Here is a 23413-nt window from a genome sequence, read left to right as displayed (position 1 = left end):
CTGAGCGCGATCACCGAACCAAACATTTGGCCGTATCTTATTGGCAAGGATTTATCTTAATCACTATGAGGCCGATGGACAGACAAGGTGTTCTCTTAGCCGAGGAGTGAAAACAAAGCATAGGACCCCACGAGCGACAGTAGCGGCGTAATCACCCAGAGTGTCACGACACGAGCTGCCGCTGCATGGTGAAACAGCCCTTCGGCGGACAATTCTTCTGGGTCTCTCTCGCCGGCACTAGACACCCCCTCCCCAGATGCGTCCTGCCTGTCCGGGTCAGGAGTCTTGCCTTCAGCGAGTTCGCCCACAGTCGGGCCCGCAGCGACCTCTTTTTTCTCTTCAACTGGGTTAACTTTGAGTGCACCAGTTGTAAACTGTGGAGCGGATTCATCGCCCGGAGACTGTGTGACTATTTCGGCAAGCGTCCGCGCTCGGCTTGCACGGCCCCATCCGAGGCCAATAATACAACTGGTCGTACTCACGGCGAGACTGGCTGGAATTCCGAGCCACGAGAGGACGGTGATAATCGTCGCACCCACTGTCGAAACAATGAGTGCAGCCAGAATCGGCATCTCAGTGATATCGCTGCCAACGGTCGCCAACGTCCGCCGGGCAATCGTGAAGCCGCCCACGCTGATGGCCCCGACTGCGAGGAGAATCGCCGGGCTGGGATTAAGCGAACCGTTACCGACAAGCGGGGCGACTGCGTTCGCCGCGTTCGAGGCTCCGGCACTGAACCCCATGTAGCAGGCAATTGCCACCACAAGCGCCGACCCGATCAGATCCCGAGGCGAGACGGTATCGTTGACCGAGAGCCGTGGGAGCCGCTCCTGAGTATCGATTGCGATCAACGGGTTCGTAAGGCGACCAAATTCGAATTTAGCGTCAAGGTGCGGATACAGATATCTGCCGATCAACGCACCTGTGAAGACGGCGACCAGTGGAGAAACGATCCATGCCGACAGGATGGTAAACATCAGCGCAGTGTTGAGCGTCCCCGTTGCCAATCCGAGTCCGACGATTGCTGCGACAGCTGTCATCGAGGTTGACGCCGGGACACCGTAGAGGTTCGAGATTAGAAGTGCGAGCCCGGTGAAAAAGAGGACGCCAACGCTCGCTGCGGGTGTGAAGGCTGCTGCATCGACGATTTCGGTACTCATCGTCGTGATAACCTTCCGTCCAATCGTCCACGCTCCGAGGAATGCGAACACGGTAAACAGGGCTCCGGCGGTGACTTTTCTGACGGCCCGGCTGCCGACTGCCGGCCCGAATGCAACACCGGTTGATGACCCGCCGATATTGTACCCGACGAATACCGCCACCAGCAAACCTACGAGAATTAGCAATTCTGCCACGTGGGTGTAATTAGCTCGCACGCGAAAAAATAGTGCCGTTTCGCTGCGAAACTGTTGGCTACGACTGATAGACACAGTAAGACGAAGATGTAGCACTTCACAACGGAACCCGCATAGTCCCTACCGATTCGTCTCCACACGGGTTGCTCAAAGATCAGTGACCGATATGCGCGCTGTATCTTGCATACCAGTACAGATATTATTCTTAGCTAGCAGTTTTATCACCGAACAGTTCGCACTCTCTTCTTTAGAGGGAGAAAATAAATCTGCCCGTGCTCACTGAGTTTCCGACTTTGTTAAGAAAATCGGAAACTCAAAGGGCCAAGCGGCCCAATCTGCGCCACGAGTTATTTAAGGAGATGAGCGAGTCAACGAATCCGGAAACTCAGAGCGAGCAGGCCCGAGTCTCAGTACCTCACAAAGCATCGCCAGTTAACCGGACCTGAGTCACTTGTTCTGTTGGGATCAGAGACATTTTTCGATTGCCGTGCGAGATACAGGGTGCGCTTGTGCTGTCTCATACAAACTCAGCATTCCTCTGCTCTCTGGTATGTGAACTGTTCTATGACACCTCGCGTACAATAATATTATACTCCCTTGTAATGGTTGTCACAATATGACCTATTCCGTAGAAGAGAGCACAATCGCAGAAATCCACAGGTCGTTCGAATCCGGGGAAATAACCAGTGAGGAACTCGTGGATCGATATCTCGAGCGGATTGAGCAGTTTGATCGTAACGGTCCCGAATTGAACTCGATTCGGACGGTCAATGATGCAGCCCGCGAGAGAGCTCAAGAACTCGATGACCGATTCGATTCCTCGGGTGACTTCGTCGGTCCCCTTCATGGAATTCCAGTTGTTGTCAAGGACCACATCGAAACCACGGATATGCCGACGACATACGGTTCGGAAGCCTTTGAGGGGTACTATCCGGATTCTGAATCGGTAGTCACGCAACGGTTGCGTGACGCGGGGGCAGTGATATTGGCGAAAACGAATATGCCCGATTGGGCAACGTCGTGGTTCGGGTTTTCTTCGGTCGCGGGACGGACAAAAAATCCCTATGATCTCGACCACGACCCGGGTGGATCGAGTAGTGGCACCGGTGCGGCCATCGCCGCCAATCTCGGTACGGTCGGGATCGGAAGCGACTGTGGTGGGTCCATTCGTGTCCCCGCCTCGTTCGATAATCTCGTCGGGGTTCGAGTGACACCGGGGTTAATCAGCCGATCCGGAGTAAGTCCACTAGTCTCACAACAGGACACGGCAGGACCGATGACTCGAACCGTTCGGGATTCCGCAAAGATGCTGGACGTGCTTGTAGGGTATGACGGCGAAGATAGTCTCACCGGAAAATCCGAATTGATCGATCTCGATGGGTCATACACGAACGCGTTGAACGAAGACGGGTTGCAGGATGCGCGGGTCGGCGTTCTCAGGGACGGCTTCGGGACCAATGATACTGCAGAACAAGTGAACGACGTGATCGAGCGGGCACTTACAACGATTTCGAACCTTGGCTCGACCCTCGTCGATCCGGTCGAGATCCCCAATCTCGAGGACTATCTCAACGACACGATGTTGTACGTTCTGCAATCGAAACACGACCTCAATGAATTTCTCGCAGAGCGCGACACCCCGGTATCGTCCGTTGAAGAAATGTATGAAAACGACCAGTACCACGCGTTGTTGGACCTCTTCATCGCGTTCGCCGAAGAGGGGCCTGATGACTTGGACGATAGTATTGCGTATTGGAAGTGCCGCAACGCACAACATGAATTCCAACAGCAGATCCTGAACGTCTTCGCCGAGCACGATCTCGACGCAATCGTCTACCCAGACGTTCAGGTCCCGCCGCCGTCCGAATCGGAGATCAGGGATGGAAAATACGAAACGATGACATTCGCGACGAACACGATCATCGCTTCACAGTCGCTTTGTTCGGCGATGTCCGTTCCTGCCGGGTTCACCGGCAACAACCTTCCGGTCGGCATCGAATTCCTCGGAAAGCCCTACGATGAAGCATCACTAATCCAATACGGATACGCGTTCGAACAGGCTACCAGCCACCGAACACCACCGGAAACGACCACGACATAGCCTCCGACTGCGGTAGGCGGTGGGCGGCGTCGTTTCAGTATTACACTTGCAGTAAGTTACCCACCTTCGATTTGAAAAGTATGAACCAGTTTCCGATGCACATACTGACGCGGAATAACGGATCCGGGATGAATGTCGAGGGTCGAAGACCGAGACACAGTACGTGAGGATGACAGCAATCGATCTAAACTGCGATATGGGGGAAAGCTTCGGCAACTATACGATGGGAAACGACGAGGCGGTGATGCCGTATATCACCTCAGCCAATATCGCCGGTGGTTTTCATGCAGGTGACCCACACGTGTTGTTTGAGACAGTGGCGTTAGCCGCCAAACACGACGTCGGAATCGGTGTTCATCCGGGGTTGCCCGATAAGATCGGCTTCGGTCGACGGACGATAGACGCCACACCGGAAGAAGTGCGTGACTACGTTATCTATCAGCTCGGTGCCGTGTTGGGAGTTGCCAAGCATCACGGAGTCGAGATCCAGCACGTGAAGCCACACGGAGCGATGTACTCGATGTTGTCAGAGAGCGAGGAACATACACGAGCCGTCATCGAGGGGATACTTGAGGTCGATCCGAGCCTCATCTATCTAGCAACTGATCTGAACATCTTCTCGGTCGCACAGGAGTACGATGCGCTCGACGCTGTGTTCGAGGGATACGTCGATCTCGATTACGCGTCCGATGGAACGATCATCGTCGAACAGCAGAAGCAGCCGCGCGATCCCGAACTCGTCGCTGATCGCGTGACGTCTATCGCCAAACACGGGACCGTCAAGGCAGTAGACGGAAGGACAATTGATCTTCCAGCGGATAGCATCTGCATCCACGGTGATGGACCCAACAGCTTGGAACTGCTTCGAACCATTCACGACCGACTCGACGCGGAGGGTATCGCTCTTCGACAACTGCCCGAGTTAGTGTCGGATTGACCCAGAGAGTTTTGCTACCGCTGTTCTACAGGAAATCATGAGCTTCAGAATTTCGTGGGACAACTTGCTGGACCGGCTCGATGAACTCCCAGAGGGATCCACGCTAATCACGCCACGATCTCACGACAGATTTCGTGTCAAAGATGTGCAGCAGCAGCGAGTTATTATCGAATTTCTCGACAAGGATATCGACGAGACACGCCCCCTACAGCAAGACCAATTTGAGACGCTCTACAGGCGAGTCAGTGACGAACCCGATGGGTTCGAGCTTGACAGGCTCCCACCTGACGCAGACGCGTACCCCGCCGTATTGTCTCTCCATCCCCGCTTCGAGATCAATGAAGACGCCGGCGTAGTCATCGAAACTGAAGCGCCGACCACCAGCCAGATCCTTGACACCGGCGACACCGGGGACGACTTACACAGTAGCGAGGAGGAACGGACCGAGCCAGACCTCGACGTGTATGCGGATTCGCTCTTGCTCGTTGACGCACTGGAGCGACACGAGGTCACCAGCCTCGAACAGATCGATACGGGCGTGCTAGTTGACCTCTACACACTCTTATCGGACGTTCAGCGGAACGCCAATGACCTCCGGCAAGACGTGAGCGAGGTGCTACTAACCCGACTCCACCATGATCGACCCGTCTCTGGACCGTTCGGCTCTGTCCAGCGGACCACCCGGCGGAATCGCTCGCTCAAACCCGACGAGGAAGTACTGGAGACGCTGGAGGAAGCCGGAATCGAGCGAGAGCGCGTGTTGGGCGTCGACCGGAGCAAAGTCGATGATGCACTTGAGGTCACAGCGCTGTCCGACAGTGACGTGTACGACGTCACCGAATCCGAGTACGTCCGCAAAGCCGAAGTTGACGAGGAACACAAGGAAACGCGGCTACAGGGGCTGAAAGACCAACTGGCCGCGACGGAAGGGAGTGAGGCCGAAGAGCTACGTGAGGAAATCCAAGAACTCGAAGACCGGATCGCAGAGCTCACCGAGTTCAAATCCGGTGCGCAATTCCACACTCGTAGTGGTGGTCCATGATGCCACTGGCAGCTACCATCACTGTCTCAGGGATTGTTGAAAAATCAGCATAGACTCAGACCGCGACGTGCCGGGCCGAATGCCGAGATCGCCGAACGCCCGCTCTATTTTTTCAAGACAATTCACCAAGGGCCATCAAATTCTACATGAAGGCCACACTGTTCCACGAGACGGGCGAGTTCTCGCTGCTTCTGCCCTGAACTCAGGTTCACCTCAACATAGTGTCCGCCAGTCAACTCTCGAGGTTGCTTCATTTCTTTCTCACCAGAACTCGTTTGCTTATGGATGATCGGCCGCGTTCGGCCCGGGATATACGGGAGAGGTTCCAGCTTTGAGATGAGGTCGTGGTTTCGTACGAGATAATCTACTACCCCAACAAACGCGCTGGCCTGTTGTGTCTCCTCAAACTCAGTGAGGACCGCCTCGCCGTCAGAGAGTTGAATCCGGTACAGATCATCATCGCTACGCTCTCGAGCGGTCACAGACTCCGAGACTTCAGGTGTGGGTGAATCGGTACTCCCACTGTCGTCGATCTCGCTCTCAATGTCTCGGATGAGCCGGTCGATCATCTCTTTTGCCTGCGATTCTGCTGGTGACGCAAGCTTCTCCGAGACACGTTCAGCAAAGAGATTCGCAACCTCAGCAGCCAGTTCATCTTTTTCGACCTCCAACGCCGACCGGGCTTCCCGCAGTTCCCGAATACGATCGAGAATTGTGACCCACTCCTCGTTCTGAATGGCATCCTTAGTGAAAGCGCTCAAGGTTGTGATATTGTCTGGAAGACTCTGAAGGTCTGCCTGTCCGAGCGTATTCACGTTGACCTTGGAGTCGATTACCTCCCGCCGATAGAACTCATATTCTTCTCCATTTGTGAGGATCCCCAAGTTCACGTCTTCGTTTTTGAGATAGGCGGCCAGCTGTTCTCTGTGTGTCTCTGTGAGCGTCGTGTCGACACCTTTGGCCTCGAGGAAAGCCACAGGAGCTCCCTCCAGAATGAGTGCATAGTCTACCTTGTACGTCTTCCCGAAGGCTTTCACAGAATACTCTAACTGCGTGTTGTCAGGGATTGTCCAGTCGAGTAAATCGAGAAAGTCTCGCAGAAGAGCGGCTTTGGTGTTGGCCTCGTCCATCTGTGGTGCCGCCTCAATGGTGGCCTGCGCGTGATCGACATAGGTCCGAACCGCATCCTCATCCATAGATAGACGAGTGTTCATAGGGTTATCATATCAAGGTGATCGATAAAACACGGCACATTCCAACCTATTCATCAGCTGGTAAGACGGCCGTGCAAGATACAGAGGTTCTATCTTGCAGCGCGACGACCAAGCACGAAGACAAGCAAGGCAATCAACACTGCCCCGAGTGCTGTGTTGAGCGTGGCAAGCACCTGCCCAAAGCCCATAGGTTCGTAATCACCCATCCCCAGAGTGGTGAACGTGAGAGTGCTGAAGTAAAGTGATTCGAGTAACAGACTCCACTCTCCCCCGAAAATTCGACCGTACGTTATTGCCTCACCACCAGCTGGTCGAAGCCACTCACCAAGTGGGTAAAGCAAGGAGACGAGGATAATAAATCCGATACTGCCACCAATTACCCGCCACGGGCTCTCCCCATACATGAGCGTTCCTCGTGCTACCTTCGCACGACTGTACCGAGTACCTGCTATCAGTCGCTCCTGCCACGAGTCTGCCTCCTTCGCATCCTGCTTGTAGCCGTATTTCTGAAGATCTTGACGCCGGACGAAGCACGCTGATTGGAGCCGCGGTTGAGCCGCGTCTCGAGCCACCTCCGTGAGTTGTCGGTAGACGCTCTTTGCCTTGTCATTATCTGTGAGATCGTTAATTTTCGTCTCAACGATATCACCCGTCTTCGCTTCGACCTCCACATATTCCCGATGGTCAGTAACAAACTGATCATCTTCGTACCTTGGATCGTACACACAATACTGGCTATTGATTACTACGCTGGAGAGACCGGCGTGTTCCTGACCATCACGCGATGGATTGCCGAGGAGTCGTGTACTGTCATTGATGCGGATGTCACCGAGCAGCGTCCCCGAGAGTCTTGCTCCGCGAAGATCCGCTTCGAACAGGGTAGCTCGATTCAAAAGCGCGGATTCGAGATTCGCACGACGCAGATCTGTAGCGACGAGCGTTGCTTCTGTGAGATCAGTACTGGAGAAATTAGCGAAGACAAGCGAACAATCGAAAAACTCGGCGTTCGCCAAGTCAGCACCCGCAAAATATGGTGCTTTAGAGAATTCCGCGCTGGTGTCATCACCTAAATTGTGTTCTAGCAACGCCTCGTTGATTTCGCGATACCCCATCGAGCTGAACAGCGCGTTTCTGAGGCTGGCGTTCGTGAACGTTGCTCTACCGCAGAACTGACAACTCATAAAACTAATCCCGGCATCCGAGTTGACCCGACCAAACGAGACATTTTCGTCAAACGTCGTACGATCGAAGCTGACTGATTTTCGAAAGTGTGCATTTTCAAACGAAACGCGGGCGTTGAATTCAGCGTCCTCGAGGCTGATTTGACCTTGAAACTCTGCGTCGCGAAATGTAATTCCCGGTTCTACAGTGATACCTTCCATCCTGATTTCTTTTCGAAAGTTCGTGTCTGTGAACGATACGGCTGGAACGAAGAACGAGGCAGAACCAGTGTCCTCGTTCCTCGTACTGTCAATTGAGTCCGCTCTCAGAAACTGAGCACCTTCTAAATGAAGCCGATGGTTGAGTTCACATCCCGCGAAGTCGACTCGGTCAGTGAATGTTGCATGCTGTAGATTGATTTCCGCGACACTTCCACTCGGCATCGGGTTTGCTGTGATGTCGAACTCCCCAAACTTCGCACCGATAAACTGCGTTTTTTTGTTTATATTCTCTTGACCGTTCTGTTCCACAGATTCACTTATGTGAGAGAGAAGCTCGTCGACTGCTTTTTTATCATTCTTCTTGTCAACGTCAAGATGGAATATGCAGACATCCTCGTCCTCTACTGCATCGTGCGGGCACCGCCAGACGTGATTGTCGTTCAGAAAATCATCAACATAACATACATCGTCTTTTTTACCTCTCCACGTCTCGGGGTCGTCTGGGTCCAGTACATATTCACACGTCCCGTTAGTGTCAGTCATATCTATGCTGAGGGGGGACCGCTAACCTCTTGAAATTGGGTGTGAAATCAAACTTATGCTGTAAGACTCGCGCTCTGTATTCAGCAGCGTCTGCGACACCGCTCAGATATTTGTCAGTAACGGCGTGCGAGACACAGAGGATGCAGTCAGCAATGGAACTGTGTTATTTTCTCCATCATAATCCTGAACCAACCGGTAGAACGTGCCTGCGTATCTCGCTCTCGAAGAGAAAGCATCTTGCTCGCGGGAGGGCGAGACTCGTAGTGATGTATCTCGTGACATTTCGCCTCGACCCGGGGGAGTACAACGAGGAGTTTCACGAGCTGAATGACGCGATACAGGCGGCTGCTGAGGACACAGACGGCTATCGCGGCAAGCGGACGTGGCATACTCCAGAGAGTGAGGAGGTTCTCGTCGCGTACTACTGGGAGTCGTTAGACGCGCTTGAGACGTTTGGTGCATATGCAGAACACAAAGAGGCGAAACAGCGGTGGACAGAATGGTACGATGCCTACGAGGTTACCGTTACGGAAGTCATCGAATCGTATGGAAGTGGATTTGGTGACGACGCAGACCCACCTGCGTAGTGTATTACCTGTGTTGACCGATCCGGTCTGATCGTATCTAGTGATAAATCTGTGCGAGATTCACGCGCTGTATTCAGCAAATCGTTGAGGACATATCACAGGTTGAGGATTCTAACAGAACCAATTCGACACGTACGCACGACTCGGGGTTGAGGAGGTAGGGTGTGTGTCAGTGGAGGTCAATATCGGTGGCCTCCTCCAGCCGCTCAACACGCTCGCGCAACTCTTCGAGGTCAGGATCCTCGGTTCGGGCGTCCTCCAGCGGGCGGATATCGGTGAGCGCGTCGTCGACGCGCTCGTCCTCGGCCTCACCGGCGAGGTAGAGGTCGCGCCGATCTTGGTGGAGGCTCCGGAGAGTCGACTCGGCGATGCCGGTGTCGTCGGCGACGGTCGCGAACGAATCACCGCGGTCGACGCGGGCGAGAGCCTCACGGACGTGTAGGAACTCGGCGGGATCCACGCGGAGGTACCCATCTTCGACGACGAACCCCGCAGGTGGTCTCCCAGTCCATTTTCCGGCAGACTGTGCAGCGCGGACCCCCGACTGGATTCGCTGTAGTTTTTGCTGGTGTTCTATCTGTGCGAGGTCGCCCATCAGTCGAGCGACCATGCTGTATATTGTCTGCTGGAGCTCGCCGTCGTCGACGTGGATCTTTAATCCGACATCAAGGGCCTCGACACCGGTGTCATGTTTTAAGCAGTGTTGGATGAACTCGTGAATCTCAGTCGGACCGAGCCGAGAAAGCCGGCTGATTTCGTGAACGACTACTAGGTCGAACCGCCCCGTCTTGACATCGTTGAGGAGTTGGTTGTAGACCTCGCGAGTGTCGGTATCGGCAGCGCCGGAGACGACTTCTGGATACTCCTCGACATTTTTGACACCGAGACGCTCTAGGTGTTCGTGTGCTTCATCGAGCTGCCGAGAGACATCCTGATCCGATGTCGAAACTCGGGCGTAGATTGCTGCGTCTGAGGGTCCGTTTTCGCTCACGTTTTTGAGGACGTGCTATTACATTAAACAAGTGGGGGTTACTGCGGTTCCGTGTATACCACTACCTTCTCGACGCATTTCGAGATCAACTGTCCCGTACTGGGGAAAATAAAACGGCAGCACACATTCGGAAGCTGGCAAGTCGATCAGTACAAGATACAGAGGGTGTAGTCAGCACCTAAACGATGTTATTTTCTCCGTCTATATCCTGAATCAGCTGGTAGAATTCGCGTGCATATTGGCTGCTAATGGTTCAGCGAACTCTGACCTGTGTTAGATAGGTAATAACATACAACGCGCGTTTTAGTAAGGATGCCGTCGTGGAGTCGCCTATTACACTTGTATGGTTGAGATAGGTCAGTATGGGTTTTATTTCGCTGTTTCTACTAAGCCTGAACGTGACTGATGCTGTGCTAGCACAATCTCTCAGTGTCTTTCTCTGGGCGACATTAGTGCTGTACGGTGGTGCCTCATTATGGTGGCTGATACAGGTATTCATTCTTTCGTACGGCTGGCAGGACACTAACCAGACGGAAGTCGGATTGGACAATATTCAAGTCAGGGTTCTTACTATCGCTGCTGAAGAGACTGTACAGCGAACGGTGAGTTCTATTCCCGACGAGATCACTGAACCACTCATCATCGCTGAGGAAGACATCGATATTGCCGGGGCTGACGTTCATGTCGTTCCGAATGACTTCGAGTGTGCGGCACAGCGGAAAGGGCGCGCAATTGAGTGGGCTCGTCAACAGATCCCGTGTGAGAAGGAATACGTTCTGTACCTCGATGAAGACACCCTGCTCAGTGGCTTTTCAGGGTTGCCAGCAGCCGATATTATTCAACTCAGCGAGCATCCACTCCGCACCCGCTCTCGGCTCACATATGTGTGTGAGATATTCCGTATCGGGTTTCAGTTCGAGCAACGAGCATTTCATCAGGTCGCCTATCCCGCGTACGCTTGGGGCGGAGCTGTTGCCGTACGGCATGAGTTAGAAGAGCAGATTACATGGAACGTTCCGTCAATCACCGAGGACACGACGTTCATCTGGCGTGCAGCCGATCGCGTGAATCTTGACTACCGACTTGCGACAGTGAAAGCACGGAATCAAGCACCACCGACGCTCAAATCACTGATAAAACAGCGCCGTCGGTGGGTTTCTGGAACGATCCAAGACCGCAATCTTCTGCCGCGAAGGTATCAACCAGTCATTTTCACACGGATCGTAACGTGGGCACTGTCACCGGTTATCCCATTGTTTGGTATCATCGCTTTCGTGTTTCCAGAAGCAATCCCATCGTCCAGTGTATATCTCTTGCTTTCCGCACTACTGTTTGGGATCGTTTTCCTATACATGATCTTGGGGCTCGTTGAATATCGAAAATATCCTGAGGTATGGTGGGCATATATCGTCGTCACTCCGCTTGCAGTGCTTGTCCATTCGCTTGGAGCCCTGTGGGGAATTATCCAACCAGTAGACGATTTCGAGGTCACTCAGAAGACAGCAGCAATCGACACGGGGACCCTTGAGGAGCGTAACCCGGAGTTAACAGAAGACGAGTCTGAATATGACACAGAATTGGAAACCGAACCCGATGAGAACTGACTACTCTGCTACCCACGCTTCGTTTGAGTCAGCTTCAGTACAAACTTCGTCGCCACAAGTGTTGATCCCGAAAACACCGTAGATTCCACAGGTCCCTGTTATCGCACTGATAAGCAGGATTGCTGCCAGCAGAGCCACCGGCAGCACTACGAAAACCCCTATTCCTAGTTCAAATGGGTGTATAATAAATACCCAGCTGGCGACAATAGCGGCAGCCACTCCGAAAGGTACTCGAAGAATCCGGTCTAATCGTCCGACATTACGATCTCTATCTCCCATATCAATCATACGTACTGAGGAACATTAAACCCTGTTCTGTGCGTACAGAAGCCGCCTTAGCAGTTTTTTCTATTGAACTGGTTGACAGAGACCCCCTGTGCCTGTGCCCGTAACATTCTGTTAGTTACTTTTCCCCCAATAGGACTAATTCGATATTGACACTGTCTGTCTTGACCGATCTACTCTGATCGGATTAGAGAATGATTCTGTGCGAGATACGCGCCCTACATCTTGCACGCCAACCCGTCACAATATCACTAGGCCAACAGCTGTTTCACCAGATGAAATAGGAGGGTCTCAACAACTCGATGAGTGGGCCTGATAGCCGCCGACTTTGGAGCGATAACCGTGTCGGTCGTCGGCGTATATTACTGAACTCGTGCTGGACGATCGGCAGTAGTGCCAGATTTCGGGCTTGCGGCCCCTATCTCGAACGCTGACCCTCTCACCCTTCGGAGTCGTCCTCGGCGAGGTAAATCATCATCTCATCCCCTACTGAGTAGCCATCGGTAGTGGGTATAGAACATCCCCCATACAGCCACCTCGCCAGCCATCTGTGAGTAAATTTTTAACTCAGCTGCTGAGTGGTAGACACAGTCGATGAACACGGGAAAGGTCACCTCGCCGGCGAGATCGTGCTCGATCTCGCGGCTCCAGCCGCTGCTGAGTTCGTCTTGAATCGTCTCGCCCCACTTGACAATCGGCATGACGTAGGCGTAGTTGTGCTTGGACAGCAGTCTGAGGCAGGTACTGTTGTAGAATCCACGATCGAGGTAGACGGCCTTGACGCCGAGGTCAAGGCCGTCGAGCAGTTCGAGGAACTCAGCGAGGACATCGCTGGTGGTATCGCCAGCGACAAGCTGGCGAACCGCCAGCGTGTATCGTTTGTTGCGCACCCGCGCGTAGAGCGTCGCATACGCGTGAAAGGTGGTCGTTCCACGTTTCGCCTGTGAGAAGTACAGCGCTTCTGTCTCGTCTTCGTCCCCGTAGTAGGGATCGAGGTGGAGGTCTGCGCAGACCTCCACCGGTCGATCTGGAAGTGTCGCAAGCGCATCTCGCTGTAGGAGCATGTCCCCAACTGCCTCAACGGAGTCAAGTTCGAACTGCTCGGTGAGATGTCCTCGAACGGTGTTGGCGTGTGGCGAGTCGCCGGTCGTTTCGCAAACGTGGTTGATTGAGGTCCCGCCGGCGCTGGCGCCGGCGAGGACCTCGTACAACGTCTCTGTCGTGACCTCGACGTCATCACCGAGATCTATCGCAAGCTCTTCGTCGAGACTGTTGACGACAAAATTAAGCAGGTGCTCTTCTTCTATCTCGCTGTCTGCTTCGGTAGCTTCCACACCCTTCCCAAGCAGACACTTTCACTCAAACCCGATGTGATCGACTGAACCTACCGATTTACCTTCCATTCCCACTTTGTTCTCTAAGCCTTTCGTCCCATTCTTCGAATACTCCACGTTGGCGCATCTCCGTCATTCCGGCAAGCGCGAGCCGAAGTTGAATGCCGATGAGCGGCACTTCAGCGACAGTCACGATAACGTCGGCTGCGAGGACAGCCCCGTCGCGAAGGAGCACGTCGACAAGTTCTACAACTTGTCCGGGTGATTTTGTCGGTTCCATATTACTCGCTGAACTCTGGGGTGAAAGAGTAAGGCGGCCATGGTCCGGTGAATTCGACGGTAACGCCCGGTTCTGAGGCGATTGTATCAAGTTTCGCTCCAATAGACTCCTCATCTGCACTGCTTGCTAACAGCGCGATCCGTGCGACCCACTCCTTCTGTTCATCGCTGCGCTGATCAATTGCCTGTACGCTCGGTTCTGCAGCATGCTGTTCCATTCCATTTACCACGTCACGTAACTCTGTCTGCAGTTGGTCCCGAAGCTCAGTTTTACGTGTGTGAAGCAAGTCCTCCAGACGCTGTTCATACCGTTTATCAAGTAAGAACTGTGTGCCTTCGCCGCTTTTGTTTCGCTGCGCTTCTATCTCTGCCAATCGCTCGTCGGCTGCGCTGACAACTGACTCAACCGTCGATCGATCCCACGTAACGTGAGCTCGGTATTCCCACAGTCCGCGGAACCTATCGAGCGCTTCTCGGATTTGCGTCTCATTGTCGGCGATCCACTGCTTGACGCTCTCTTCGCCACCCTGTAAAATCACGTCGAACTGAAATGGCAGCGGCGTGCCAAATGCCGACCCGACGGTGTCAATTACCTGCTGATGCGTGACGAGCCACTGCCGTATCTGTGTGGCTTCTTCAGAATCGTATAACTGGTCACACTGGTGAGTAACTGCTCCGATATCTTCATGTGTAATAAATGAGATCTGATTGTCATCAATTCCATCGGTCGCTAGTTCTGGATTGGTGTCCTCTGAAACATTAACGAGACAGTAGATATAGCGGCCATCAGAGAGAGTCTCGTCTTGTTCGGGCGGACTCGCGTTATTCATCTGTATTAGCCGTATGCTGGAGTTGGGTGAGCGCGTCTGCGACGAGGTTGTCGAGTTCACCTCGGAACTCATCCACGCTTTCATCAATTCCCTCTTCTCGTTTAAGCCGGTCTATCTCCTCGTTAAGCTGTTTGAGTTGCTTGCCTAGTCGCTCTACCTCTTCGTCACTGAGATTTCCGGACTGCATCCGCCTGACCGCTTCCTGTTCAAGAGCGTCGTCGATAATCTCAACGAGCGAGACGACGAGCGTGAGCAGTCCTTCGTGGATACCGTCTCCCTCGTCATCTAGATTAATCTCTGTGCTCATCGTCCGTGCGCTGGCCGGCGTTTGCGGATTCATCTTCCGTCGGCGTCTGTACGCTCTTTTTTTCAGTTGGCGTCGGACTCTTCGCCTTGCGCATCGTTTCATCATTAGTTGTAACGGGCCTCACTCCCGCTTCCTCGTTCACCATCTCCATGTCGGTGCCTGAGGGAAACTCCAATCCGTACTGTGCGGCGGTTTCGAACGACGCCAGTGCCGCCCTGAGCTTAATCCCGAGCAATTCGGTGTCGCCGACCGTCACTGCGATATCAGCGTTAATCACGACGCCTTTGTCAAGCAACGTTTCCAACAACTCCGCTAGGTCGCCCTGTGACCTGGTCGGTTTAGGATCACTCATCAGCTGACTCCGGTGTTGCGTCGTTCTGCTGTTGGCTGGTAGCGTCACTTGGAGACTCCGTCGTCTCTGATGATGTAGACATACTATCCGTTGTGACGCGATGGAGTCGCTGACCGTACAGACGCTTGGGAGCCGCGATGTTCGAATACTTCGGCGTTTCCGGGACCGTCGAGTGTGAGTTCCGCACTGCGTTCTGCGCGTTCGTCTTTTGCGACGGCATCGTTGAGTGTGCGGTCGGATTCTTCTGGGGCTTTGTGCTGTCACGTCGTTCTTCCGACTGCTCCCGGTTCGCTTTTCGACGCTCGGCCAGCTTCTCCCGCTGTCGAAGCAACTTCCGTCGCGCTTCGTCTCGGTTGATCTGTGCCTTCAGCTGTGCGCGCTTGGCCTTTCGATCGTGAGTCGGTCGTTTTTCGTTCATGATTGAGCTCCCTCGTCTGCTGTCCCTTCGCCTCCCGCTCCCTCGTCCCGAAGCTTCACTCGCAGTATCTGGTTGTTAAAGCTCACGTCGACGACTTCCAGCGACGGATGTTCGATCGGAACCTGCGTAAGCTGCGTCTGTTCCCGCCAGATCGTCAGTTCTCCCGCCTCGGCGTCGAACGTGACGTCGAATTCTGTCTCGGAAACTCCCGGGAGGTCCGCTATCACGATGCGCTCCGTCTCCGAGACGTCCCGCACTTCGACCGACGGCGACGGCGCCGTATCAACTGTCTCGTCCGCGTTACCGGCCGCGGCTTTTCCCTCGTCCGAAAACGCCCCGTTGCTCCCGTCGAGTGCGTCGAGCCCCACCGACACGGAGTATTCGTAATCGACCCGCGTTCGATCGGTGCTGACATGTCCTGTTTGCCGTTGCGTCCCGTCGGTGTCCGCGTCGGCAAGCGTCTGAAGCAGGTGCACGAGTCGGGCGATCGCCCCGGTACCTCTCTCGGAGCGGTCGTCACCCTGGAACGAATCGAACGGGTCGTCGTCCGCCGGCATCAGCCTTTCACCTCTATCCGGTCCCCCATCTGGGACTTAATCTGCTCGGCCATCTCGAGTTGGAGCTCCAACTCCTGCTTCCGCTCCTCGTACTCCGCCTGCGAGCGTTCACCCACCTCGTATAACAGCTGGTTCTCTTTGAGTTCGTCACGAATCTCAGCCGTATCGTACAGTTCGTTGAGCGCCATTGTGTGTAAGATATCGAGAATCGAGGTGAACGGCTTCACGAGGATGTCATCAAGAATAAACATCGATCACCGCCCTCCGCGCTGTTGCTCAGCGCCGATGTGGATGTCAACGAAGTTATACGGCGGCCACGGACCGGTGTACTGCACGGTGAACCGTTCGTCGTAGGTCTCTTGGATCGCATCGATCGCGTCGTCGAACGCCCCCCGCTCCGACCGGGACACGAGGTACGACTTGTTCAGGATCAGTCTGTCACTGAACAAGTCGTTCTCAGTCTCGTTGATACTGACCGCCGAGAGAGTCTCAGTGATATCCGATTGCACGTCCTGAGACCCCCTCTCACCGCCCGTCGAGATCACCTTGACGCCGAGTTCGACCATCCCCTCGATGTCATTAAGCGTGCTCTGTAGCGCCGGGCGCGCCCCCCGAAGGACCCCTTTGAGCGTTCGCGTATTCTTGAACGCCATCCCGAAGCTCATCGGAATTATCGTTCGTCCGCCATCGTATTCGAGGACCCGTTGGAGAACGTCATTATGTGCCTCGACGTCCTCGTCGGTTCGGTCCGGATCGGTGGTGTCAATATCCGAAACCACGGCCGCAAGCGATTGATACTCGACGGTATACACCTCTGTCGCATTTTTGACACCAGCAACGTCAAGCGTGATGTCTTCCTGTTCAACGATGCCGTACGTGTATACGTTCTCACTCATCTATATTGTTGGTTACTCTGTCGTTTTCTTCACACTCTACTAACAACGACCGTAACGTCGCTGAAAAGAAGAGCAGGTGGTCTATTTTCAACCGTAACTCGTCACACATCGCTTCCTCGTCAGATATCGAGTAGACCTTTCGCTTTGGCAGATTCGATACCTCAAGGACACCCTCGTCCGCAAGTTCAGACAGTCGCGGGTAGACCGTTCCCGGACTGAACGTGGTCCCGAACATGCGATTGAGGTCATCGCTGAGCTCCTTTCCGATTGCTTCCCCTCGGACGGCGGTCAGGAGCAGGAGGATTTCGTCGAGTTCGGCAAGAACGTGGTCATCACTGATACTCTGTAATATGTCGTCGCCGACCCACCCGTCACAGCACCGCACGGCACTGTCATCGATTTCGGTCTCGACGTACTCGTGGAGTAGGTCCACCTCACGGCTCTCTGTGCTTGTTCCACCCTTCGTATCACCCAGCTCTGACGGAGTGATCGTTACTCCGGTCTTAACGTCGAGCTCCTCGCACAGCTGCTCGAGTTCTCTAATCATACCATTTCAATTAGATTAACCGTCGGAAAGGCACCCGACCTGTCGATGCCGATTCCCAGCAACGGTGTTAAAGGATTTTCGCCGTACAATACCACAGCCGTGCCTAGTCGCTCAAGTTTCATGTGCATATCTGCCACCCGATCCGTTCGTTTTCTGAATTCGGCCCCGGGGTTCGTCACCAGCACAGCAAGGTCGTTGTGGAGAACGATATAGTTGGCAAACGCACCGAGGTGCTTCTTGAATTTCCCCGGTACACTATCCACGCTAATGACGTGCAGCAGTGGTCCGTCGCTCTGAGCACGGATGCTATCACAGTGTGCGATATACCGATCGTATTCAAGATCTCTGACCGGAACCGGCGGCCGGAGCGTTCGAGCGTCATCTCCCTCCGCGCGTTCGCTCCGCGCGCCAACTCGTGGATTAGGGCGCTGATCGGGCGGTGATCGGTCCGTCCGCGTTGAAAGCGGTTGACGCGCGTCTCCATCACTCGCGTCTTCGTCACCCTCGAATTCTGCCCGGTCGTCTCCGTGCGTGCGCGTCTCCATGTTCGCGCCCAACACGTGACTGTACGTGTCGACATGGTCCCTGTCCACGACCGATGTGAGATCGCTTTGAATTAGCCCGGGACTTCCGCCCTTAGGCGGAATAACCGTAGCGCACATCTCGTTTGCCACGAAGTTCCGGATCGTCGGAAGTGTCAGTACACTCCAGACGTCGCGCGACAGATCGCTTCCGAGGTCCAAGTGAACAACGCTTCCGCGGTCATACCCGGCGTCAAGTATCGGGTCAAGATCACCGATTCCGGTTGAAAACGTCGTTTTCGAGTTCGGTAACGGGTCCCACGTTCCCTCCGTTTCGGTCGTCTGCGCCGACTTGAGTTCAACTGACGGAATCGCTTGGAACGTCCCGTTGGTAAGCGTGAACGGCTGTAGCCGATTTTCGATCCGAACACCGCGCAACTTCTCAAGCTTCAGATTTCGTCGCGTTCGACCCCGCTGGTCCGTGGACACCTGCGGAGAGACGACTCCGTCAACGATGTATTTCAGCGCGGACGGGTCCGGCTCTTCGGAGACCAGTAACACCTTGATCTGGTTTTCACGAGCAAGTGCCACTAGCTGGGAGGTCATCGCCGTAATGCTCTGTGGATTCTCATGTCGCCCGGCGAGATACCGGTGGATGAGGTCCCAACTGTCGAACGCGATAGTCAGGTTATCCGTCGCCTCGTTGATCGACTGGATCCACTCGAGTAACGAGTCGAGGTTTAGCTTCGAGAACGGGAGGTCGATCGTAACCGGGAGTTCGTACGGACCCTGTGAGAGGTCAACGATGTTTGTTTTATCGAGCAACGAGGTGTCGTCGAGATACATCTGGCAGACGGTGCTCTGATCGACGCGGGTGGAAACGTACAGCACCTCGCCCTGTGGCCGGACCAGATTGAGGACCCGGAGGGTAAATAATGTCTTTCCGGTCCCGGGTGCACCGTGTATCAGTAACGTATGGCCCGCGTCTTCGGCGAAGAATCGGCTGATCTCGCGATGAAAAGACGATGATACATACTGGTTCATGTCAGCGTGTTGAACTGGTTCCGCTGATATCCAGTCGTAATCTCTTGCGACCGAATTTTAATTCGAATGCATGTGTACATGCTGAATTATGCCGTTTATACAGACCAAGTTGCGATTTTACTAGCAGACATATAAAACTTCACTATAGTACATATGATGATCTGTAGTTCAATTATTTACAATTGGGTATTCGTTCTCCGCTTGGGTTACGCTAATGGCACAACCAGATTCCTCAAGCTTGGCAGAAGTGTTGGACCGTGTACTTGACAAAGGCGTCGTCGTTGACGCCTTCGCGCGAATCTCGCTCGTCGGCATCGAGATCCTCACCGTTGAGGCGCGTGTCGTCGTCGCGTCGGTAGACACCTTCCTCCACTACGCGGAAGAGATTGCGAAAATCGAACAGGCAGAGCTCACCGCCGGGACTGAGGCCGCGCCTGCGCCCGAAGCGTAAGGCGTCCACAGTTCCAACCGGTGCCGTAGCACTGTCACGCGGTCAGACGCCAACACACTTTATCAATAACACATGAGCGTTAACCAGAAAATCAAAGCAATAAGACAGGCACGTGGACAGTTTTCTGACAAGCAGGCGGAATTCAAGGCGTATGCCACTGAGTTCGCCGAAGGTGTCGAAGCGAAGCGGGACACCAGTGAACTCTCCGAGGCGAGAGCCTCGTTCCGAGCAGAACTGGAGCAGACGGACGCTGCGTTCCGCGCGTACACCGACGAGTTCGACGACGAACTCGCTCGATTCAACGCCGCCGTTGAGGAGCGAGTTGAGGCGATCGATGCCGTTCGCGATCGCTTCGTGGCGTATTTCAACACATTCGAGTCAGACGTTCACGCGATCCAGGACGTCGACGGTCTCCTTGACGCGATCGACGAACTCGGCGCTGAGATGGCCGCGACCGAAACGATGTTCGACGAGTACGCGGACCGCTTCGCCAACGATGTCGTCGCTATACAGGACGTTTCCGAGTTGGTGACCGCCATCGAAGCGCTCCGAAAGGAGTTCGAAGACGTCACTACTGCCTTCGAAGGCTACGCCGAGACGTTCGACGGCGACGTGAACAATTTTAACGCCGATATCGCCGACCAGAGCGACGCGTTCGCGGCAGCGGCCGAGGCGTTCGCGGAGTACGACGAATCGTTTCACGAGATGAAGGTGCAGCCAATGGTCGACGATATCGACGCGTTCCGCGCGGCGATCGACGCGTTCCGTGCGGAGTTTTCCGACACGGAGGCCGAGTTCCGGTCGTTCGCCGAGGAGTTCTACGGCGGAGCCGAGACGGCAAGCGACACTTCCGCCGACGCGACCGACGACGCAGGGACAGCCGTCCCGATCAACGACCCGCCCACCACGTCAGACGACGCAGGCGAAACCGACGGCGAAGACCAAGACCCGAGCACGGAAGACACCCCCACAGAGGAAACGACCATAGAGGACGCTGACGAGGACACTGACGTTGAGTCCGTGGAAGACGAGAGCTCAGAACCCACCGTCACGGACGACGACACCGCAGACACTGAGACTTCAGGTGAAGCGGCCGTGCCGACAACAGAGGATCCGGACGAAGATGACTCCGCCGGCAGTTGGACCGACATGGACGTCGATCCGGTCTCCGATGGGATGGTTCGGTGTTTAGTGTGCGCTGAGTATTACCAAGCGATCACCGAGCCACACTTACAAACGCACGATATGTCTATCGATGATTACCGTGAGGAATACGGTGAAGAAGTACCGCTTCGACCGGAGAGCGACGAATGAGTGATCCCTCGCACGAGCGGAAAGTCCGCGGATCGCAGATTCGATCATCACGCGATGAAAAACAGGAAACACAGCGCACAGAGTATGACAGCGCCGACACTCGCCAGACGATCCAGGCTGGCACGGATGTCTCTGAGCAGTTTATTCCAGATGAACAAGCGTTCGTTGAGACAGACGCCGTCAGACGGATCAAACAGCGACTTGAGCGATGGATGGACGTCGGGCGTCCGGTGCATCTCATCGGACCTACTGGTTGCGGTAAAACCGCACTCGCAATGCGAACCGCTAGGGACCGCGACCGACCTGTCGTCTGGATAAACGGTGACGCCGACCTGACGACCAGCGACTTGGTCGGCGAGTACGGCGAGACCGAGCGGATCTCGGAGCGAGACAAGTACATTCACAACGTCGTCAAGAGCAAGGACATCATTCGCGACCGCTGGGTTGACAACCCGCTGACGCTCGCGGTCAAGGAAGGGGCGACGCTCGTGTACAACGAGTTCTCGCGGACCAAACCCGTCGCAAACAACGTGTTACTGTCCGTGCTCGAGGAGGGCGTACTCGAACTCCCGGGCCAGCGCGGCAAGTCACGATACGTCGATGTCCACCCCGAGTTTCGGGCCGTCTTGACGTCGAACTCCGTCGAGTACGCCGGGGTTCATGAGCCGCAGGACGCGCTTTTGGACCGTCTCGTCGGGATCCACATGGACTTCTACGATCACGAGACGGAGGCCGCGATCGTCCGCTCGAACGTTGACGAGGCCGACCAAGCACGGATCGACCAGACGGTGACGCTGATGCGACGCCTGCGCGATCGACTCGAGATCAACGTCGGAACGCGCGCGGCGATCATGGCTGTCGAGGGCACGGGACCGGCGGACGAACTCGACGAGCAAACGTTCGGCGATATCTGCGTCGACGTGTTGGCGTCGAAGGTCTCATCCCGGGACGACATCGCTGAACTTCGTGGGGAGGTCGAGGCTGCGATCCAAGAGACTAAATTGTCGTTTGTCGACCACTAAGTTATTAGCTACCACCATGCCACCAGACACAGACGAGCATGCTGATAATGACGATAATCAAGACTCGCTCTCTGACGACCCCACAGTAGAGGTCGAAAATACCCCCTCGTCAGAGTCGTCCACTGACCGCCCGACGGATTCGCAGACGGAACGTACTGACGGGCCGTCCACGGTCGGACTACCCACCATACAAGATAACGCTCGCGATGCGGCGAAGAAACTTCTCGACAGCGATTTCGAGGGAATTATAGAAGTATCAATGAAGGAGGACGGCAAGTGGCGAGCGCTCGTCGAAGTCGTTGAGCGTCGGGCGGTGCCGGACACACAGGATATTATTGGTCGATACGAAATCGAACTAAACGATTCCGGCGACGTGATAGGGTATGAACTCCGCGAGCGGTACCAGCGCAGTGATCTCAAGGAAGAGCTGTGAGTTACCGTAAAGCAAAATTATGGGCTGAGAATCACAAAGATCTGGTAGGGTGGCTCAGTAGTTAGCACTCATTAGTGTTGATTGTTTTATTTGAACTCTGTGAGCGCGGTGAGATGTTGCTCGTGATTATTGCGCTAATTACGCCCACTCGATGACACGACAGACCCGCAACGGGCGTTTTTCGGGTTCGTTCAGACGACGTCCGATCAATTCCTTATGTAACAATTGGAGCCGTGTCAGCGTTCGGTTGATACATAAGGTATTGACCCTTCTCTATCAACCGTGAGCACCTCAGCAATTACTCGAGATCGTAGACCGCAATTTCGTGAGAGCCACACTGTGGACATTCATTGATGTCCTTCTCACGCTGAAGTATCCACAGTGACGGCATTCGTGGTGCATTGTCGATAGCGGATCAAGCCTGACGATCTGCCGGATGAACTGTTTACTGACCACACAGCGGAACGATGACAGCTGACCTTTTGATCAGGGTTATATTCTCTGTGCAATGTTAGTCGGATGAGGCCGCGGCAGGGGCCACAGAAGTGATGAGAGAGACTTGATTCGAATTGTCTCCTTGACCAATCCGAACACTTCGACAGGGAGAATCAGTCGAGTTTTGATTTGTACTCTCCTGTGAGAGATCGTCATCCGGCCATAGAGACTTCATAATGGGGAGCCACCCAGCAATGTCTGGGACATTTTTAACCCACTCGCGAGCTGTGGGCTGTCTGCCATGATCAGCGGCGTACCGGACCGCAATTTTGGTTATGTCGACATCGAGACAGCCACGCCAAGCGAGACTCCTCGCGACTTCGCCGACGACCTCGTCGACTGTCGGTGGTGCCGATGCGAGGATAGTATCACCAGTATCGGTCGTTCGGGCGTCGGATGACGGCTCAGTACGGCCAGCAGAAGACGGTGAGGCCCACCATGGCTCGAGGGTTGCAAACCACCCGTCAGCATCCCGAGCAAACACGTCCAAATCTCGGAGCGTGTCGATATGGGTCTCGTACGAGCGGCGCGAAATGCCGGCTGCATCGACGAGCTCAGCTGCCTCGAGATGA

24 protein-coding genes and 1 pseudogene are annotated in these 23413 nt (G+C 54.6%); 9 read left to right on the top strand and 16 right to left on the bottom strand.

The window, feature by feature from the left end; genetic code table 11:
- Nucleotides 1-95: 95 nt before the first annotated feature.
- Complete coding sequence (locus N5096_RS03805) at nt 96-1355, bottom strand: inorganic phosphate transporter (protein WP_267663001.1); 1260 nt, start codon at nt 1353-1355, stop codon at nt 96-98.
- Nucleotides 1356-1971: 616 nt separating this feature from the next.
- Between N5096_RS03805 and N5096_RS03800 the strand changes: the two genes are divergently transcribed.
- The 3 genes from N5096_RS03800 to N5096_RS03790 all read left to right on the top strand — a co-directional run bounded on the left by N5096_RS03800 (nt 1972) and on the right by N5096_RS03790 (nt 5435).
- On the top strand, nt 1972-3456 hold the full coding sequence (locus N5096_RS03800) for an amidase (RefSeq protein ID WP_267663000.1): 1485 nt from the start codon (nt 1972-1974) through the stop codon (nt 3454-3456).
- A 169-nt stretch (nt 3457-3625) separates the two neighbouring features.
- Nucleotides 3626-4393, top strand: a complete 768-nt coding sequence (locus N5096_RS03795) for a LamB/YcsF family protein (RefSeq protein ID WP_267662999.1) — start codon at nt 3626-3628, stop codon at nt 4391-4393.
- A 37-nt stretch (nt 4394-4430) separates the two neighbouring features.
- On the top strand, nt 4431-5435 hold the full coding sequence (locus N5096_RS03790) for a DUF7983 family protein (RefSeq protein WP_267662998.1): 1005 nt from the start codon (nt 4431-4433) through the stop codon (nt 5433-5435).
- Between the two features lie 122 nt (nt 5436-5557).
- Here N5096_RS03790 and N5096_RS03785 read toward each other — a convergent pair whose 3' ends face one another.
- A complete protein-coding gene (locus N5096_RS03785) occupies nt 5558-6631 on the bottom strand; it encodes a type I restriction endonuclease (RefSeq protein WP_267662997.1) in 1074 nt (357 codons plus the stop codon).
- A 107-nt stretch (nt 6632-6738) separates the two neighbouring features.
- Entirely contained in the window at nt 6739-8574 is a 1836-nt protein-coding gene (locus tag N5096_RS03780) for a pentapeptide repeat-containing protein (protein ID WP_267662996.1), read from the bottom strand.
- 266 nt (nt 8575-8840) lie between these two features.
- On the opposite strand from N5096_RS03780, the gene N5096_RS03775 reads away from it, so the two are divergent.
- Nucleotides 8841-9161, top strand: coding sequence for an antibiotic biosynthesis monooxygenase family protein (locus N5096_RS03775; RefSeq protein ID WP_267663003.1), 321 nt, complete (start codon nt 8841-8843; stop codon nt 9159-9161).
- A 169-nt stretch (nt 9162-9330) separates the two neighbouring features.
- Here the strand turns inward: N5096_RS03775 and N5096_RS03770 are convergent, their stop codons facing one another.
- Nucleotides 9331-10152, bottom strand: a complete 822-nt coding sequence (locus tag N5096_RS03770) for a recombinase family protein (RefSeq protein WP_267662995.1) — start codon at nt 10150-10152, stop codon at nt 9331-9333.
- Nucleotides 10153-10550: 398 nt separating this feature from the next.
- Between N5096_RS03770 and N5096_RS03765 the strand changes: the two genes are divergently transcribed.
- Nucleotides 10551-11756 (top strand): glycosyltransferase family 2 protein, encoded by a 1206-nt coding sequence (locus N5096_RS03765; RefSeq protein WP_267662994.1) that lies wholly within the window; start codon nt 10551-10553, stop codon nt 11754-11756.
- Here N5096_RS03765 and N5096_RS03760 read toward each other — a convergent pair whose 3' ends face one another.
- From N5096_RS03760 to N5096_RS03705, 12 genes and pseudogenes are all read right to left on the bottom strand, one after another.
- On the bottom strand, nt 11757-12035 hold the full coding sequence (locus N5096_RS03760; RefSeq protein ID WP_267662993.1) for a YgaP family membrane protein: 279 nt from the start codon (nt 12033-12035) through the stop codon (nt 11757-11759).
- 587 nt (nt 12036-12622) lie between these two features.
- Nucleotides 12623-13375 (bottom strand): annotated as a pseudogene (locus N5096_RS03755) (ISH3 family transposase); the annotation flags it as partial.
- A gap of 58 nt (nt 13376-13433) precedes the next feature.
- The gene (locus tag N5096_RS03750; RefSeq protein ID WP_267662991.1) at nt 13434-13655 is read right to left on the bottom strand and encodes a gas vesicle protein; all 222 of its coding nucleotides are present in this window, start codon (nt 13653-13655) and stop codon (nt 13434-13436) included.
- Between the two features lies 1 nt (nt 13656).
- On the bottom strand, nt 13657-14484 hold the full coding sequence (gene gvpL, locus N5096_RS03745) for a gas vesicle protein GvpL (RefSeq protein WP_267662990.1): 828 nt from the start codon (nt 14482-14484) through the stop codon (nt 13657-13659).
- Entirely contained in the window at nt 14477-14791 is a 315-nt protein-coding gene (locus N5096_RS03740) for a gas vesicle protein K (RefSeq protein ID WP_267662989.1), read from the bottom strand. The genes gvpL and N5096_RS03740 overlap by 8 nt, the downstream gene beginning before the upstream one ends.
- On the bottom strand, nt 14775-15143 hold the full coding sequence (gene gvpJ, locus N5096_RS16310) for a gas vesicle protein GvpJ (RefSeq protein ID WP_309243300.1): 369 nt from the start codon (nt 15141-15143) through the stop codon (nt 14775-14777). The genes N5096_RS03740 and gvpJ overlap by 17 nt, the downstream gene beginning before the upstream one ends.
- Nucleotides 15136-15564 (bottom strand): protein gvpI, encoded by a 429-nt coding sequence (locus tag N5096_RS03730; protein ID WP_379789917.1) that lies wholly within the window; start codon nt 15562-15564, stop codon nt 15136-15138. The genes gvpJ and N5096_RS03730 overlap by 8 nt, the downstream gene beginning before the upstream one ends.
- Nucleotides 15558-16118, bottom strand: a complete 561-nt coding sequence (gvpH, locus tag N5096_RS03725; RefSeq protein ID WP_267662987.1) for a gas vesicle protein GvpH — start codon at nt 16116-16118, stop codon at nt 15558-15560. The genes N5096_RS03730 and gvpH overlap by 7 nt, the downstream gene beginning before the upstream one ends.
- On the bottom strand, nt 16118-16369 hold the full coding sequence (gene gvpG, locus N5096_RS03720; protein ID WP_267662986.1) for a gas vesicle protein GvpG: 252 nt from the start codon (nt 16367-16369) through the stop codon (nt 16118-16120). The genes gvpH and gvpG overlap by 1 nt, the downstream gene beginning before the upstream one ends.
- Before the next feature lie 3 nt (nt 16370-16372).
- Entirely contained in the window at nt 16373-17014 is a 642-nt protein-coding gene (gvpF, locus tag N5096_RS03715) for a gas vesicle protein GvpF (protein ID WP_267662985.1), read from the bottom strand.
- Nucleotides 17007-17561: a PadR family transcriptional regulator gene (locus N5096_RS03710; RefSeq protein ID WP_267662984.1), complete on the bottom strand. Its 555-nt coding sequence runs from the start codon at nt 17559-17561 to the stop codon at nt 17007-17009. The genes gvpF and N5096_RS03710 overlap by 8 nt, the downstream gene beginning before the upstream one ends.
- Nucleotides 17558-19126 (bottom strand): gas vesicle protein GvpD basic region 2 domain-containing protein, encoded by a 1569-nt coding sequence (locus tag N5096_RS03705; RefSeq protein ID WP_267662983.1) that lies wholly within the window; start codon nt 19124-19126, stop codon nt 17558-17560. Before N5096_RS03705 ends, N5096_RS03710 begins: the two co-directional genes overlap by 4 nt.
- 214 nt (nt 19127-19340) lie before the next feature.
- On the opposite strand from N5096_RS03705, the gene gvpA reads away from it, so the two are divergent.
- The 4 genes from gvpA to N5096_RS03685 all read left to right on the top strand — a co-directional run bounded on the left by gvpA (nt 19341) and on the right by N5096_RS03685 (nt 22346).
- Nucleotides 19341-19577 (top strand): gas vesicle protein GvpA, encoded by a 237-nt coding sequence (gene gvpA, locus N5096_RS03700; RefSeq protein WP_267662982.1) that lies wholly within the window; start codon nt 19341-19343, stop codon nt 19575-19577.
- Between the two features lie 72 nt (nt 19578-19649).
- A complete protein-coding gene (locus N5096_RS03695) occupies nt 19650-20891 on the top strand; it encodes a gas vesicle protein GvpC (protein ID WP_267662981.1) in 1242 nt (413 codons plus the stop codon).
- Nucleotides 20888-21913: a gas vesicle protein GvpN gene (gvpN, locus tag N5096_RS03690; RefSeq protein WP_267662980.1), complete on the top strand. Its 1026-nt coding sequence runs from the start codon at nt 20888-20890 to the stop codon at nt 21911-21913. The genes N5096_RS03695 and gvpN overlap by 4 nt, the downstream gene beginning before the upstream one ends.
- A 16-nt stretch (nt 21914-21929) precedes the next feature.
- Nucleotides 21930-22346: a gas vesicle protein GvpO gene (locus N5096_RS03685; RefSeq protein WP_267662979.1), complete on the top strand. Its 417-nt coding sequence runs from the start codon at nt 21930-21932 to the stop codon at nt 22344-22346.
- Nucleotides 22347-23413: the final 1067 nt, after the last annotated feature.

The organism is Halorubrum yunnanense (assembly GCF_026586675.1).
In the GTDB taxonomy this organism is placed as follows: Archaea; Halobacteriota; Halobacteria; order Halobacteriales; family Haloferacaceae; genus Halorubrum; species Halorubrum yunnanense.
This window is presented reverse-complemented; position numbering and strand designations above follow the sequence as displayed.